The organism is Sphingomonas koreensis, from assembly GCF_002797435.1.
Taxonomy (GTDB): Bacteria; Pseudomonadota; Alphaproteobacteria; order Sphingomonadales; family Sphingomonadaceae; genus Sphingomonas; species Sphingomonas koreensis.
The window spans coordinates 562,437-578,363 of sequence record NZ_PGEN01000001.1; the positions used below are offsets into that span (position 1 = coordinate 562,437).

General features: G+C 67.3%; 14 protein-coding genes. 1 reads left to right on the forward strand and 13 read right to left on the reverse strand.

Translation table 11 applies throughout. The features are described from left to right. Positions 1-8: 8 nt before the first annotated feature. From BDW16_RS02725 to BDW16_RS02760, 8 genes are read right to left on the reverse strand one after another with little or no spacing between them, the layout of a single operon-like run. The gene (locus BDW16_RS02725; RefSeq protein WP_066580041.1) at positions 9-839 is read right to left on the reverse strand and encodes a sugar phosphate isomerase/epimerase family protein; all 831 of its coding nucleotides are present in this window, start codon (positions 837-839) and stop codon (positions 9-11) included. Continuing rightward, complete coding sequence (locus tag BDW16_RS02730) at positions 836-1,405, reverse strand: gluconate 2-dehydrogenase subunit 3 family protein (RefSeq protein WP_066580044.1); 570 nt, start codon at positions 1,403-1,405, stop codon at positions 836-838. Before BDW16_RS02730 ends, BDW16_RS02725 begins: the two co-directional genes overlap by 4 nt. Next, the gene (locus tag BDW16_RS02735) at positions 1,402-2,217 is read right to left on the reverse strand and encodes a 3-keto-disaccharide hydrolase (protein ID WP_241230584.1); all 816 of its coding nucleotides are present in this window, start codon (positions 2,215-2,217) and stop codon (positions 1,402-1,404) included. The genes BDW16_RS02730 and BDW16_RS02735 overlap by 4 nt, the downstream gene beginning before the upstream one ends. Then, complete coding sequence (locus BDW16_RS02740; RefSeq protein ID WP_066580046.1) at positions 2,214-3,137, reverse strand: hydroxypyruvate isomerase family protein; 924 nt, start codon at positions 3,135-3,137, stop codon at positions 2,214-2,216. Before BDW16_RS02740 ends, BDW16_RS02735 begins: the two co-directional genes overlap by 4 nt. Beyond that, positions 3,137-3,520: a c-type cytochrome gene (locus BDW16_RS02745; protein WP_066580049.1), complete on the reverse strand. Its 384-nt coding sequence runs from the start codon at positions 3,518-3,520 to the stop codon at positions 3,137-3,139. The genes BDW16_RS02740 and BDW16_RS02745 overlap by 1 nt, the downstream gene beginning before the upstream one ends. A 43-nt stretch (positions 3,521-3,563) precedes the next feature. Continuing rightward, on the reverse strand, positions 3,564-4,730 hold the full coding sequence (locus BDW16_RS02750) for a Gfo/Idh/MocA family protein (protein WP_066580051.1): 1,167 nt from the start codon (positions 4,728-4,730) through the stop codon (positions 3,564-3,566). 2 nt (positions 4,731-4,732) lie between these two features. Then, entirely contained in the window at positions 4,733-5,782 is a 1,050-nt protein-coding gene (locus tag BDW16_RS02755) for a sugar phosphate isomerase/epimerase family protein (protein ID WP_066580053.1), read from the reverse strand. Further along, the gene (locus BDW16_RS02760) at positions 5,779-7,029 is read right to left on the reverse strand and encodes an MFS transporter (RefSeq protein ID WP_066580055.1); all 1,251 of its coding nucleotides are present in this window, start codon (positions 7,027-7,029) and stop codon (positions 5,779-5,781) included. Before BDW16_RS02760 ends, BDW16_RS02755 begins: the two co-directional genes overlap by 4 nt. Before the next feature lie 124 nt (positions 7,030-7,153). Here BDW16_RS02760 and BDW16_RS02765 point away from each other — a divergent pair, with 124 nt between their 5' ends. Continuing rightward, complete coding sequence (locus BDW16_RS02765) at positions 7,154-8,152, forward strand: LacI family DNA-binding transcriptional regulator (RefSeq protein WP_066580056.1); 999 nt, start codon at positions 7,154-7,156, stop codon at positions 8,150-8,152. Here BDW16_RS02765 and BDW16_RS02770 read toward each other — a convergent pair. Genes BDW16_RS02770 through BDW16_RS02790 form a run of 5 tightly spaced genes read right to left on the reverse strand, consistent with a single transcriptional unit; the run spans position 8,149 to position 15,925 of the window. Further along, positions 8,149-9,510, reverse strand: a complete 1,362-nt coding sequence (locus tag BDW16_RS02770) for an ATP-binding protein (protein ID WP_066580057.1) — start codon at positions 9,508-9,510, stop codon at positions 8,149-8,151. The genes BDW16_RS02765 and BDW16_RS02770 overlap by 4 nt on opposite strands. Further along, positions 9,507-10,229 (reverse strand): response regulator transcription factor, encoded by a 723-nt coding sequence (locus tag BDW16_RS02775; RefSeq protein WP_237241081.1) that lies wholly within the window; start codon positions 10,227-10,229, stop codon positions 9,507-9,509. The genes BDW16_RS02770 and BDW16_RS02775 overlap by 4 nt, the downstream gene beginning before the upstream one ends. Before the next feature lie 53 nt (positions 10,230-10,282). Next, positions 10,283-11,683: an efflux transporter outer membrane subunit gene (locus tag BDW16_RS02780; protein WP_255265773.1), complete on the reverse strand. Its 1,401-nt coding sequence runs from the start codon at positions 11,681-11,683 to the stop codon at positions 10,283-10,285. Then, complete coding sequence (locus BDW16_RS02785; RefSeq protein WP_066580060.1) at positions 11,680-14,808, reverse strand: efflux RND transporter permease subunit; 3,129 nt, start codon at positions 14,806-14,808, stop codon at positions 11,680-11,682. Before BDW16_RS02785 ends, BDW16_RS02780 begins: the two co-directional genes overlap by 4 nt. A 1-nt stretch (position 14,809) precedes the next feature. Beyond that, positions 14,810-15,925, reverse strand: coding sequence for an efflux RND transporter periplasmic adaptor subunit (locus BDW16_RS02790; RefSeq protein ID WP_066580062.1), 1,116 nt, complete (start codon positions 15,923-15,925; stop codon positions 14,810-14,812). Positions 15,926-15,927: the final 2 nt, after the last annotated feature.

Below are 15,927 nucleotides of genomic sequence, written 5' to 3' on the forward strand. Positions count from 1 at the left end.
CTGTACGGTCAGAAGCGCAGCGCGCGCAGCGTCTGGAAACTCGTGGTGACGTCGGGAAGATAGGGCGCGGGTGCCTGGTCGTTCTCGACGTAGAAATGGCGCACGCCCGCACTGCCCTTGCGCTTGAACAGCGCCGCGAAATCGATCGTGCCGGCGCCGACCGCGACCATCCCGCCATCGGCGCGCATATCCTTGACGTGATAGGCATAGAGCCGGCTCGACAGGCGGTCGATCAGCGCGCCCGCATCCTCGCCGGCCTTCACCGCCCAGAACAGGTCGAGCTCGATCTTCACCAGCGCGGGATCGGTTTCCCTGAGCAGCTGCTCGAACAGGCTGACGCCGCCCGGCTTCAGCGTGAATTCGAAATCGTGATTGTGGTAGGCGAAGCCGAGCCCCGCCTTTTTGAGCTCCGCAGCGAAGCGCGCGATGTTCGGCAGCGCCGCCTGCCATCCCGGACCGGTGCGATGCTCGTCGGTCATGTAGGGCAGGATGATCGTGTCGGCACCGAGCGTCTTGGCGAGACCGACCTGCCGCTCGAACTGGCCGAGCAGCGCGTCATAGCCGACATGGATCGACGGCGCCTTCAGGCCGAGCCGGTCGAGCGTCGCGCGCAGCATGACGGGGTCCATCGCGTCATAGCCACCCCCGCCGAACTCGACCTCGCGATAGCCGATGCGTGCGACCTGCTCGAGCGTGCCGGCCGGGTCCTTCGCGAAGATCTCGCGCAGCGTGTAGAGCTGAAGACCGATCGCCCTGCGCGGTGCGGCGGCGGCAGCGGGGAAACAGGCAAGCGCGGCGGCCGCCGCAGCGCCTGCGAGCACGGTTCTGCGTGCGATCATGCGGAATACACCTTGTTGATCTGAGAGTAGAGAAACTCGCCGTTATACTCGCCCGGCACCGGGAGATATTCGCGCTCCTGCGTCATCCCGATCTCGGACGTGTAATAGCCGACGATGACGAGCTGCCGGAAAGGCTCGAAGAACGCGTCGGCTCCAGGGAGCTGCCTGTTCATGGCCAGCGTGAGCAGCGCGTCCAGCTGCTCCGCTGTCGCCTTGGCCGCAGACACGCCATGGTCGCGCAGGCTGCGCGCCTCGATCGCATCCAGCCCCGCGATGATCGGCACCCGATCGCCCGGCAGCGCCCAGTCGGCCAGCATCTTCTCGATGAAGTCCGGCACCCCGGCGGCGATCGCGCCTGGAGTATCGGTGGCCGGGATGACACGATCGCTCAGCGCAGACATCGCCGCGCGCTGCACGGGGGTGAACACCCGAACGCTCGGCGGACCTTCGGAAATGGCGGGGATATCCGCCCCGCGCGGCGCGCCGGCCGCACGCGCGAGCGGCGCGTACAGCGATGCGCCGAACATGGCAGTGACGCCCGCCAGCGCGGTTCTGCGGTTGATCATTTGGCTTCTCCGGGCAGATCGTGATCGACGGCGGCTTCGGGCAGCGGGCGTACCCAGATGTTGCGGAACGAGACCGGCGATCCGTGATCCTGCAGCTGAAGCGGCGCCGCATCGGGGTGCGCCTGATAGGCCGCGACCTTGCGCCACACCGTCGTGCCGAGCAGCGCCTGCCGGTTCTGCACCAGCACGCCGTTCAGGAACGCCGTGACATAGGCCGGGCGAAGCAGCTTGCCGTCCGCGGCAAAGCGCGGCCGCTCGAATACGATGTCGTAGCTTTGCCACTCGCCGGGCTTGCGCGCAGCGTTCACCAGCGGCGGCTTCCACCCATAGGCGGCGCCGACCGTGCCGTCGGCATAGGTGGGGTTCCGATACCCGTCGAGGATCTGCACCTCGTAGCGCTGCATGAACCACACGCCGCTATTGCCGCGATCCTGCGACGTGTCCTTGGGCGGGTTGGGCGAACGGAATTCGAGATGGAGCTGGACGTCGCCGAAGCTCTGACGCGAAACAAGATTGTTGTCGCCGCCGCCCGCCGGACGCGGCGGCACCGTCATCACGCCGCCGGCGACGGTCCACGGCGCCAGCTGGCCTTGCCATGCGTCCGGGGACAGGACGATCGCGTCGGAGGGTGCGCCCCCCGGCAGCGTCGCTGGCGTCACCACCACGGGCGCCGGGCGGTCCGCATCATGGACTCGCCATTTGCCGTCGGGCAGCATCGGCGTGTCCCTGAACCCCGGCTTTTCCTGCGCGGATGCGCCGGCGACCGCGATCCATGCGGCCATCAGGCAACCGGCCTTGCGCATGCGCGTCATGCCTCTCCTCCTTGTCGATCGATGGTGCGATAGGCCGCGATCAGGCGCTCCTCACCGGCGCGGCCGGGTATCGAATTGCCATGCTCCATGCCGATCACGCCGGTGTAGTTGCGTGCGCGGAGCCAGCGGACGATCGTCGCATAGTTGATCTCGCCGGTCCCGGGCTCCTTGCGGCCGGGATTGTCGCCGAACTGGAGATAGGCGATCTCTGGCCAGCAGGCATCGAGCGCGGGGATCAGATTCCCTGACTGGATCTGCTCGTGATAGAGATCGGCGAGGATCTTGACCGCCGGGCTGTTCACGCCACGCGCCACGGCATAGCCCTGCGCGATCGTCCGCATGTATACGCCGGGGTGATTGGTGCGCGTGTTCAGCGGCTCCATCACCATCGTCAGCTTGTGCGGCGCCATGATGTCGCCGGCGCGGCGCATGACGTCGATGAGCCGCGCGGTCTGAATATCGACCGGCACGCGCGGATCGAGGAACCCGGTCACCACGGTCATCTGCGTCGCGTTCAGCCTTTTCGCGACATCGACCGCATTGCGGATATCGGCAAGAAACGCCTCGCGCTCGCCATCGTCGTTGCCGCCGAGCAGCGGCCGCGACTGTGCCCATTTCGGCATGCTCGCGACGAACACGCCCATGCGCATGCCGCGCTGGGCCAGCGCCCGCGCCATCCGCACTTGCTCGTCGACCGGACGGCCCGCGGCTTCATTGTCTTCCCACGCCCGGAAACCCTGATCGGCGGCGAAGGCGATCTGCTCGATCAGCCCGCCCCGGCTCGCGAAACTGCCCTCGTGCGGCGCATAAGCGAGCGAGAAACGGGCGGCATTGGACGCGGACTCGCGCGCGCCCGCCAGCGCTGCGAGCGGCAGCGCCGCCCCTCCCGCAAGCAGGCTTCTGCGCGCGATCGGCGGCATCACTTTGCGCTCTCGGCCTTCAGATAGGCGATGATCGCGGCGCGCTTCGCCGGATCGGGCGTGCCGATCGGCATCCGTGTTCCAGGAACCTTCTTGGACGGATTGGCAAGGAAGGCGTCGAGCGTCTTCTCATCCCATTTCAGCTTCGAGCCCTTGAGCGCCGCGGAATAGCTGACGCCCGGCACCGCCGCGGCAGGTTTGCCGATAATCCCGTAGAGATTGGGGCCGAGACCGTTCTTGCCGCCCTTGTTGGCGGTGTGGCAGGCGCGGCAGGCAGCAAAGGCTGCGGGCGCCCCGCTGGTCTGCGCAAAGCTGGGCGCGAGCGCCGCGCCCAATGCCGCCAGCGCCACCGCTCCCGTCGCCACACCCGCTACCAACTTCATCTCGTCTCTCCCAATCGCTTGCTTCTCTCGGTGACGGGCCGCCTCATCCGCGGCCGATCGCGGTCCACTTCTCATCTGATGCTGCATTGGCGGCGACCGTCTCAACGAAGCGCATCGTGCGCAGCCCATCGGCGAGGCCCGGGAACCAGCCCTCCGTGCCCGGCGCGATCTCGGCTCCGGGAGCTCCGCCCCGAACCGCAGTCGCAAAGGCGCGGTAGATATTGGCAAAGGCCTCCAGATACCCTTCCGGATGCCCCGCAGGGGTCCGGGTCAACGCAAGGGTACTGGGGTCGAGACCTGGGGCGCCGGTTCGCAACAGCTCCGCAGGCTTGTCGAGCCAGCGCAGGGTCAGCGTGTTCGGCTCCATCTGAGACCATTCGAGTCCGCCGAGCTCGCCATGGATGCGCAGCCTCAGCCCATTCTCCTCGCCCGCGGCGACCTGGCTGGCCTTGAGCACGCCCCGCGCACCGCCCTCGAAGCGGAGCAGCGCACTCACATCGTCGTCCAGCAGCCGCCCGGGCACATGCGTGGTCAGCTCGGCACAGACTGCTTGCGCGCGCAGGCCCGAGACATGCTCGGCAAGCTGGAAAGCGTGGGTCCCGATATCGCCCAGGCATCCGCCGATGCCCGCGCGGGCGGGGTCGGTGCGCCATTCGGCCTGTTTCTGGCCGTCCCGGTCGATCGGCCGGCTGAGCCAACCTTGCAGATACTCCGCCTGTACCAGTCGGATCGCGCCGAAATCGCCGCGCGCGACCCGAATGCGCGCTTCCTCGACCAGCGGATAGGCGGAATAGGTGAAGGCCAGCGCAAACAACCGTCCGCTTGCCTTCACGGAACGTTCGATGGCTTCGGCCTCGGCGACGCTCATCGCCATCGGCTTTTCGCACAGCACGTGAAAGCCGGCTTCGAGCGCGGCGATCGCCACCGGCGCATGGAGGTGGTTGGGCGTGACGATCGCAATCGCATCGACCCGTTCTTCCGGCAGCAGCGCCCGCTCGCGCTCCACCAGCTGCTGGAACGTGCCGTAGACGCGCTGCGGATCGAGCCCGAGCGCCTCACCGGTCCGCGCGTTGCGGCCAGCATCGGTGCTGAACGCGCCTGCGGTCATTCGCCACTCGCCGTCGATCGCGGCGGCAATGCGATGAACGGCGCCGATGAACGCGCCCTCCCCCCCGCCGACCATGCCGAGCCGAAGTGGCTGCCGCGCCATGCTCACAGCCCCAGCAGCTTGCGGATCGCGTCGCGGTCGGCGCCGCTTGCCGCGAAATCGTCGAACGGCCGCTCCGTCAGGCGGATGATATGATCGCGGATGAAGGGTGCACCTTCGCGCGCGCCATCCTCGGGGTGCTTGAGCGCGCATTCCCATTCGAGCACCGCCCAGCCGGTATAGCCATATTGCGCCAGCTTGCTGAAAATACCGACGAAATCGACCTGCCCGTCGCCAAGCGAGCGGAACCGGCCGGCGCGGTCCACCCAGCTCTCGTAACCGCCATAGACCCCGCTCCGCCCGGTCGGGTTGAACTCGGCATCCTTAACATGGAAGCACGAGATGCGGTCGTGATAGCGATCGATGAAGTCGAGATAGTCGAGCTGCTGCAGCACATAATGCGACGGGTCGAACAGGATGCGCGCGCGCGGATGATTGCCGACCGCGGCAAGGAAACGCTCCCAGGTCGCGCCGTCATGAATATCCTCGCCGGGATGGATCTCGAACGCGCAATCGACGCCCGCCTCCTCGAACGCGTCGAGGATCGGCAGCCAGCGCCGGGCAAGCTCGGCGAACGCTTCCTCGACCAGCCCCGCCGGCCGTTGCGGCCACGGATAGACATAGGGCCAGGCAAGCGCGCCGGAGAAGGTCGCGTGCGCATTGAGCCCGAGATTGGCGCTCGCCTCCGCGGCAAGCTTGACCTGCTCCACCGCCCAGGCCTGACGCTCCGCAGGCTTGCCGTGAAGCTCGACCGGCGCGAACCCGTCGAACAACTGGTCATAGGCAGGGTGCACCGCGACGAGTTGGCCCTGAAGATGGGTCGAAAGCTCCGTCGGCTCGATGCCGTGGTCTGCGAGCCGGCCGCGCAGATCGTCGCAATAGGCCTTGCTCTCCGCGGCCAGCCTGAGGTCGATCAGCCGCGGGTCGCACGGGATCTGCACACCCTTGTAGCCAAGCTGCCCCGCCCATTTCGCGAGCCCGTCCAGCGTATCGAACGGCGCGGTGTCGCCCATGAACTGGGCAAGGAAGATCGCGGGGCCCTTCATCGCGGTCATGCGGCGGCTCCCTGCTTGCTGTCGTCGCGGAACAGAAGCTGGAACAGCACGGTGATGACCGCCGCAGCGATCGCCGGATACCACCACATCTGCTGCCAGTCCGCGATCGTCGGCACCGCGGGCAGCTGGGCGTAGAGCAGCCCGCCGATCTGCGAACCGAGCAGCATACCGACGCCATAGGTGAACAAGGTCAGCATCCCCTGCGCCTGGGCGTTGACCCCCTTGGGCGTGGCGATGGTACCGGTGTAGATTGCGCCGGCGACGAAGAAGAAGTCGTAGCAGACCCCATGCAGCGCCACGCCGAGATAGATGGCCCAAAGCGATGCGCCGCCATCGCCAATCGCGAACAGGGCGTAGCGCAGTGCCCAGGCGGCCATGCCCACCAGCAACAGCGGCTTCACACCGAACCGGCGGTAGAGCCACGGCATCGAGAACATGAAGGCCAGCTCGGACATCTGCCCGATCGACATCGTACCCCCGACATTGGTGATGCCCGCCGCACCGATATAGGCCGAAGCATAGGCGTAATACATCGCCAGCGGGATCGAGATCAGCGTCGCGCAGATCACGAAGATCAGATAGGAGCGCTGGCGCATCAGGCCGAACGCCTCGACGCACAGCACCTGGCGAACCAGGCTCTCGTCGCTCGGCGCGTCGGGCTCGATCGCGGGAAGCGTCAGGCTGTAGATGCCGAGCGCGATGGACACGACCGCCGCGACGCGGAAGATCTCCGGACTTGCCGACAGCGCCGCCCAGCCGATGATCAGCCCGGCCACGATCCAGCCGAGCGTGCCGAATGCGCGGACGAAGGGGAAACGGTCATCGCGTTCGCCCAGGCTCTTGAGCGCGATCGTGTTCGCGAGGCCGACGGTCGGCATGTAGAGGATCATGTAGCCGAACAGCACCCAGACGAAGGTGCCGCCGCTCTCCGGCGTCAGCAGCGCCGGCAGCGCCAGCAGGATCGCACCGCCGAGGAGGTGGAGGATCACCATCAGTGCCTTGGGGCTGAAATAGCGGGTCGCCGCCATGCCGAGCAGGAAGGATCCGGCGATCGAGGCGATCGGGCCGACCGAAAAGGCGTTGGCGATCAGGTTGCCAACCCCGACCGTCTGCATCACCAGCCCGAGCGTGACCGCCCAGGCGCCCCAGACGAAGAATTGCATGAACATGAGCGCGCTCAGCCGCGCCATGAGCATTGCCGATACCGGATGCGAAGCGACATTCTGCGCTCCATGGGCCGTGGCCATGCGATCCCCTCCCGTCGATATAGTCCGTTCTTTTCGCGACTCAGGCTACGCAGATCGCGGATTGATGTAAAGGATTACATCGAATTTTATCGACACGCTGCGCAGCAGGCTACATGAAGCCACGATGCCGACGATCATCGACGTCGCCGCGGTCGCGGGCGTCTCCACTGCCACGGTTTCGCGCGTGTTGAGCCAGCCCGAGCGGGTGGCGGAAGCGACGCGCAAGCGCGTGCTCGAGGTGGTTCAGTCGCTGGGCTATGCCCCGAATGTCGCGGCGCGGACGCTGCGCACGTTGCGGGCCGCCAAGATCCTGCTGACGGTGCCCGACATCTCCAACCCCTTCTTCGCCAGCATCATCCGCGGCGCCGAGGAAGCGGCGCGCGACGCGGGCTATGCGGTGGTGGTCGGCGACACCCGGCACGACCCGCAGGTCGAGGATCAATATGCCGAGATGCTCTCGCGCCGCGAAGTCGACGGGCTCATCTTCCTCGGCCACCGCCTGCCCGACAATCTGAGCCCGCTCCTGTCCCGGCCCGGCATCGCCGCGCCGGTCGTGAACGGCTGCGAATACAGCCCCGACCTCGGCGTCCCCAGCGTACATATCGACAATGCCGCAGCGAGCAGCGATGCCATCGAGCATCTGGTCGGCCTTGGCCATCGCGATATCGGCATCGTCACCGGCCCGCTCATCAGTCCGATCAGCCGCGACCGTCTTTCTGGCGCGATGGAGGCTGCCGAACGCCACGGGCTGAGGGATCGTCTGCAGGTCCGGAACGGCGACTATTCGGCAAAGCTGGCGTTCGAACTGGCCGGCGATCTGCTCGAGCAGAACGTCACCGCGATCTTCTGCTTCAGCGACGAAATGGCGATGGGCGCGATCAGCGCGATCGGCGCGGCCGGCCTGACCTGTCCCGGCCATGTCTCGGTCGTCGGCTTCGACGATCTCCCCACCGCCCGCTTCTTCCAGCCCGCGCTCACCACGATCGCCCAGCCAAAGGGACTGATCGGGCAGCGAACGGTCGAATTGCTGGTCGAGATCCTGCGCGATCCGCAAAGTCCGATCCGCCAGATCACCCTGCCCCACGAACTCGTCGTCCGCGACAGCACCGGGCCGCTTCCCTAGCGCGCCAGCCGCAGCTCGACCAGCAATCCGCCTTCGGGATGATTGCGGAGGGTCAGTTCGCCGCCGGTCGCGCGCGCCTGCGCCTGGGCGATGGTAAGGCCGATGCCGGTTCCGAGCGTGGTGTCCTGCCCCTCGCCCCGGACGAACGGTTCGAACGCGCGCGTGATCAGGTCTTCGGACATGCCCGGGCCGTGATCGCGAACGCTCACGATCACGCCGCCCGCGTCGCGACGGCAGGCCAGGTCGGCGCCGCCGGCATAGCGGATCGCATTGTCGATCACATTGCCCAGGCACCGGGACAAGGCATCGGGCTTGACCCGTACCCGCGCGCCACAGCCCCCGGCGAAGCGGACCGGATGGCCGAACTCGGCAGCATCCTCGACCATCGCGGAAAGCATCGAATCGAGATCGATCACCGACCATTGCTCGGCGCTTTCGCTGCTCCGCGCGAGGTCGAGTCCGCGCCGGACCATCGCCAGCGTCGCCGACAGGTCCGTGACCAGACGTTCGCGCAATGCGGCATCCTCGACCTGCTCGAGCCGCAACCGCAACCGGGTGAGCGGCGTCTGGAGATCATGGCTGATCGCCGCGAGCAGGCGGGTGCGCTCGCGCAGTCCTTCGCGGACCCGCTCCTGCATCGTGTTGAAGGTCGCCAGCGCCTGCCGCACGTCTTCCGGCCCGCGCTCAGGCACCGGATCGGCGTCGATCGAGCGGGCGAAGGCGCGCGAGGCCGCGGCGAGGCGACGGATCGGCGCCATGGCGATGCTGGCGACGAGGATCGACAACAGAGTGCTCGCGGCGATGATCAGGACAAGGAAAAGCGGCTGGGTGATCGGGCTCGGCGGCGCTGCCAGCCGCGGCATGTCGACGCTGATGCGCACGGTCTCGCCGTTCGAATCCACGGTCAGCAGCCAGCATTCGGGCGAGATCGGGAACTTGAACCCGGCGACCCGCGGCTGCTTCCAGAAGGGCTCGTTCGAGATGCAGACTGACGGCGCGACCTTGAACAGTGCGAGTGCCATGCCCGCCGGCGCGCGTCCGCGCGCCATGTCGGTATGGGCCTGATCCGGCGTCCCGGGAAAGGCGACGCCGGGCGGGATCAGCCTGACGCCGATCAGCCCGCGATCGCGCAGCAGATCGAGCGTTCCCTGACGATTGCGCTCGAGGCGCCCGGCCACGTCGATCGCACTCAGCACGACCTGCTCGCCGCGCCAGCGCTGATAGTCGGCCTGCCTTACCTGATCGGCGACGAACAGCGCGGCGATCGCGGCGCACGAGATACCGATCGCCAGGATCAGCGCGATGCGCCCTGCAAGAGACAGGGCAAATCGCTGCAGGCCGCGCCAGGCGGCGATCATTCGAACGCCACGTTCGCCGCGAGCAGATAGCCCTGATTGCGCACGGTCAGGATCAGCTCGTCATTCCCGCCCACCCGAGCGAGCTTGTGGCGCAATCGGCTGATCTGGTTATCGATCGTGCGGTCGAACTCGGCGGTGGCGCCGCGGCTGGGAAACAGGGCGGAGCGCGACAAGGGTTGATGCGGCGCCTCGATCAGCCGGTTCAGGATGGCGAACTCGGTCGAGGACAGCATGACCAGGCTGTCGTCAGGCGCGATCAGCCGGCGCTTGACCAGATCGAGCCGCCACGGGCCGAACCGCGCAACCTGTGCGCCGCCCGGCCGGGCCTCGACCCGGGGCCGCCGCCGCAGCAGGTTGCGCACGCGCGCGCTCAACTCGCGCGGCTCGAACGGCTTGGTGAGATAGTCATCGGCACCGAGCTCGAGCCCGAGCACCCGGTCGATCGCGCTGTCGCGCGCGGTGACCATGATGATCGCGCCCTCATGCCCTTCGGCACGAAGCTGGCGGCACAGGGTCAGCCCGTCGCCGTCGGGCAGGTTGAGGTCGAGGACGATCAGGTCGACCGGCTCGCGCGCAAGCGTGGCGCGGACCTCGGCGACATTCCCGGCAGCGTTCAGTGCATAGCCCTCGCGGGCGAGCTGCTGGATCACCAGCTCGCGGATATCGGGATCGTCATCGACGACCAGCAGCCGCGGCACATGCCCGAAATCTTCAGCCAACCTGTCCTCCAGCATCGGCTATAGCGCCTCCGCCGGTACTGCCAAAGGCCGTGTCACAGGCTGTCGTCCGAACCGATCGACTGGTAGAGCGCGATACGGTTGGCGATGTCGGTGAGCGTCAGGCCGATCTCGCTTTGCTGCGCAGCATAGAGCGTGCGCTGCGCGACGAGCGCGGTGAGGAAGCTGTCGATGCCCTGGCGGTAGCGCGCATCGGCGACCGTCCAGCTCTTGTTCGCCGCCGCGACCAGATCGGCCTGAGCGTCGCGCTGCCGCACGATCGTGCCGCGCCGGGCAAGCCCGTCGGAAACTTCCTTGTACGCCGTCTGCGCCGCCTTGCGGTACGTCGCGAGCGCATAGTCGGACTGCGCCTTGGCATAGTCGAGATTGCCGCGATTGGCGCCACCGAAGACCGGCAGGCTGACCGAGGGGTTGGCCGACCAGGTGCTCGTCGGTCCGGAGAAGAGACTCGTCAGCGCGTTGCTGGCCACCCCGATCACGCTGGTGAGCGAGATGGTCGGGAAGAACGCCGCCCGCGCCGCGCCGATATTGGCGTTGGCGCCCTTCAGCTGATGCTCCGCCTCGACCACGTCCGGGCGATCGAGCAGCACGGTCGAGGAAAGCCCTGCGGGGACATTGGCAACCCCCGTGTCGAGCGCGGCAAGGCCCGCGGGCAGCAGCGCGTCGTCGATCCTTCCGCCCGCCAGCAGCTCCAGCGCGTTCCGGTCCTGCGCGACACGGGTCGTGTAGGCTTCGACGTCGGCCTTCGCCTGGGCAAGGATCGTCTGCGCATTGGCGACGTCGCTCCCGCTGACCAGCCCGGCATCGTGGAGCTTGCGGGTGAGCCGCACGGTCTCCTCACCGCTCTTCACCTGGCGTTGCGCCACATCGAGCAGGTCCTGGTCGGCCGCAAGCGTCGCATAGGCCGTCGCAGTCTCGGCGACGATGGCGAAGCGCGTCGATCGCGCGCCCGATTCGCTCGCGAGATATTGTTCGAACGCCTGACGCGAGAGGTTCTTGAGCCGGCCGAACAGGTCGATCTCGAACCCGCTGATCCCGACAGTGCCGGAGAATTGCGTCGTGTCGCCCGTGCCGGCGGTTTGCGGGCCACCCAGCGTGCGCTGGACCGAAGCCCCTGCCCCGGCCGTCAGCGTCGGCGCCTCACGCGATCGCTGCGAGCGATACTGCGCGCGCGCCATCCCGACATTGGCAACCGCGGCGGCGAGATCCTGGTTCCGCGACAGTGCCTGCTCGATCACCTGGCGCAGCTTCTCGTCCCCGACCAGCGTGCGCCACGGCATCCCCGCGGCCCCTTCCTGACCCGGGGCGTAAGCAGCGCCCTGCGGCCATTCCGGCGGCACATAGTCGGCGACCGAACGCACATAGGTGGGCGCCATGTTGCAGGCGGTCAGCGAAGCGGCGCCGGCGAGCAGCACCAGGGTACGAAAGGCATTCACGACTGGGTCTCCTGCGCCTTGGGCGCGCGGCTGTGGAACAGCTTGGCGATGACCACGAAGAACATCGGCACATAGAAGATTGCGAGCACGGTCGCGGTCAGCATGCCGCCGATCACCGCCGTGCCGATCGCGATCCGGCTGTTGGCGCCGGCACCCGTGGCGATCGCCAGCGGCAGCACGCCGAAGATGAAGGCGAGGCTGGTCATCAGGATCGGACGCAGACGCAGCCGGGCTGCTTCCAGTGCCGATTCCACCAGATCCTTGCCGCGGCGGCGCGCATCTTCGGCGAACTCGACGATCAGGATCGCGTTCTTCGCCGCCAGGCCGATGGTGGTGATCAGGCCGACCTGGAAGTAGATGTCGTTGTTCAGGCCGCGCATCGTCACCGCCAGCACCGCACCGATGATGCCGAGCGGCAGCACCAGCAGCACCGCGATCGGCACCGACCAGCTTTCGTACAGCGCCGCAAGGCAGAGGAAGACGATCAGGATCGAGGCGCCGTACAACAGGGGCGCCTGCCCGCTCGACTGGCTCTCCTGGAAGGAGAGTCCGGCCCAGGCATAGCTGGTGCCCGGCGCAAGCTCCTGCTGCAGCTCGACCATCCGCTGCATCGCCTCGCCCGAGCTGGTACCGGCCGCTGCCGAGCCCTGGATCTCGTAGGAAGGGAGACCATTGAAGCGCGCGACGCTGTTCGGCCCCTTTTCCCACGACAGTGTGGCGAAGGACGAGAACGGGACCATCTCGCCCGTGCCCGGATTGCGCACCTGCCACTGGTTGATGTCCTCGGGCAGCATGCGGAACGGCGCATCGCCCTGCATGTAGACGCGCTTGACCCGGCCGCGATCGACGAAGTCGTTGATATAGGTGCCGCCCCAGGCGGAGCTCAGCGCGCTGGTCACATCGTCGACGCTGAGGCCCAGCACGGCGAGCTTCGCCTCGTCGAGCTTGATGTCGAGCTGCGGCGTGTCGGGCAAGGTAGAGGCGCGCACGGCCATCAACTCGGGGTCCTTTGCCGCCGCGGCGATCAGCTTGTCGCGCAGCGCCACGAACTCGGCCTGCGGCATGCCGCTCGAATTGAGCAGCTGAAAGGTGAACCCGTTCGACTGGCCAAGGCCCGAGATCGGCGGCGGGGTCATCGCGAAGACCTGCGCATCGCGGATCTTCGAGAAGGCCGCCATCGCCTTGCCATTGACCGCGCCCGCCGAATGTTCGGCGCCCGGGCGTTCGTCGAACGGCTTCAGGCTGGCGAAGCCCATGCCGGCATTCTGGCCCGACCCGCCGAAGCTGAAGCCCGAGACGGTAAAGGCGTTCGCGATGTCCTTCTCGTTGCCGTAGAAACGCTGGATCTCGGCACGGACCTGTTCGGTCCGCTCGGCGGTGGCGCCGGCGGGCAGCGTGTACATCACCATCGCCGTGCCCTGATCCTCCTCGGGCAGGAAGCTGGTCGGCAGCCGCGCGAACAACAGGCCGAGCACCACCGTGATCGCGATGAACACGCCGAAGTGCATCAGGCGCCGGCGGATCACCGAATGTGCGCCGTCCTGATAGCGGCCGGTGATCCGCGCGAACCAACGGTTGAACCGTCCGGCCAGCCCCTTGCGCTCGAGCGGGTCATGATGCCCGGGCTTGAGCAAGGTGGCGGTGAGCGCCGGGCTGAGCACCAGCGCGACCACGACCGACAGCACCATCGCCGAGACGATCGTCACCGAGAACTGGCGGTAGATCACGCCCGCCGATCCGCCGAAAAAGGCCATGGGCAGGAACACCGCGGACAGCACCAGCGCGATGCCGACCAGCGCGGACCCGATCTCGCTCATCGACTTGATCGTCGCCTCGCGCGGGTTGAGTCCTTCCTCCGCCATCACGCGCTCGACATTCTCGACCACGACGATCGCGTCGTCGACGAGCAGGCCGATCGCCAGCACCATCGCGAACAGGGTGAGCGTATTGACCGAATAGCCCGCGACCGCGAGCACCCCGAAGGTACCGAGCAGCACGACCGGCACCGCGATCGCCGGGATCAGCGTGGCGCGCCAGCTCTGCAGGAAGACGAACATCACGATGACGACCAGCACGACCGCCTCGATCAGCGTCTTGATCACTTCCTTGATCGACAGCTTCACGAAATCCGTCGTGTCGCGCGGATAGGTGATCGCATAGCCGGCGGGCAGGTCCTTCGACAGCTCGGCGACCCGTTCCTTGACCGCCGCTGCCGTCTTGAGCGCGTCGGCGCCCGTCGCGAGCTGGATGGCGATACCCGACGCCGGGTGGCCGTTGAGTTTGGCCGAGGCGGCATAGCTTTCCTGCCCAAGCTCGACCCGTGCGACATCGGCGAGGCGAACGACCGAACCGTCGCTCTCGGTCTTCACCACGATGTCGTTGAACTGATCGACCGAGGTCAGGCGCGACTTGCCGCGCACCACGGCGTTGAGCATCTGCCCCTTCACCGCCGGCAGCCCGCCGATCTGGCCCGCGGAGACGTCCGCATTCTGCGCGCGCACCGCCGCGGAAACGTCCGCCGGCATCAGCTTGCGTGCGGCAAGCTTGTTCGGATCGAGCCAGATCCGCATCGCATATTGCGCGCCGAACACCTGGGTCTGGCCGACGCCCTCGACACGGCCGAGCGGGTCCTGGAAATTGGTGACGAGATAGTCCGCGACATCGCTCGCGGTGCTCTTGTCGCTCCCGTCGTAGAGCGCGACGATCATCAGGAAGTCGTTGTTCGCCTTGGTGACGGTGACGCCCTGCGAGGTAACGGCCGAAGGCAGGCGCGAGGTCGCCTGCTGGACCTTGTTCTGCACCTGGACCTGCGCGGTATCGGGATCGGTTCCCTTGGCGAAGGTCGCCGTGATCGACGCGCTGCCCGAGCTGTCCGACGACGACTGGAAATAGAGCAGCCCGTCGATCCCGGTAAGCTGCTGCTCGATGACCTGGGTGACGCTGGTTTCCAGCGTCTGTGCCGAAGCGCCCGGGTAGTTCGCGCTGACCCGGATCGTCGGCGGCGCGACATCCGGATATTGCGCGACCGGGAGGCTGGCCAGCCCGAGCAGACCCGCCAGCATGATGACGATCGAGATCACCCAGGCAAAGATCGGGCGATCGATGAAGAAGCGGCTGATACCCATCTTACTTGCTTCCCGCCGCGACAGCCTTCACCTCAGCGCCCGGACGCGCCTTGTCGGTACCCTCGACGATCAGCCGTTCACCGGCCTTGAGCCCGCCGGTGACCAGCCACTTGTCGCCGATCGCCTGCGCGACGCTCACCGTGCGCTGTTCGACCTTGCCGTCCCTGCTGACCACCAGCGCGGTGGCATTGCCCTTGGCGTCGCGGGTGATGCCCTGCTGGGGCGCGAGGATGCCGTTCCGCACCACCGCCTGCGGCGCCTTCACCCGGACGAACATACCGGGCAGCAGCAGATTGTTGGGATTGGGGAAGCGCGCGCGCAGCGTGACCATGCCGCTACCCGGATCGACCGAGACTTCACCGAACTCGATCGTGCCGGTCTGGGGATAGACGCGGCCGTTGCTCAGAACGAGCTGTACGGTCGTGCTCGCCGGCAGCACGTCGCCCTTGGCCAGGCTCTCGCGCAGCGCGAGCAGCGCGTCGCTCGATTGCTGGATATCGACATAGATCGGATCGAGCTGCTGGATCGTCGCGAGCGCCGTGGCCTGTCCGGTTCCGACCAGCGCACCCTGTGTCACGTTCGACCGGCCGATCCGGCCAGAGATCGGCGCATAGACGCGGGTGAAGCCGAGATTGACCTTCGCACTGTCCAGCGTCGCGGCATATTGGCGAACGCTCGCCTCGCCCGCACGCGCCGTGGCGACGGCGTCGTCGATCTCCTGCTTGCTGACTGCATCCGCGCCGCCGAGCTGGCGATAGCGCGCAACCTTGGCATTGGCGGTGATCACCGACGCCTGCGCGCTTGCCAGCTGTGCCGCTGCCTGGTTGCGCGAGGCGACGTAGAGCCGCGGATCGATCTGGTAGAGCGGCTGGCCGGCTCGGACATAGGAGCCCTCCGTGAACAGCCGTGCCTTGATGATCCCGTCGACCTGCGGCCGGATTTCCGCGATCGCCGTTGCCGTGGTCCGGCCGGTGAGCTCCGAGGTCATCGTCACGGGTTCGGCGCGCAGCGTGACGACGCCGACTTCGGCCGGTCCTTGCGGCGGCATCTGCTTCGCCCCGCCGCACCCGGCGAGCAGCAAGGCCGCGGTGACGGCGATCGGAGTACGTAACGGCATGA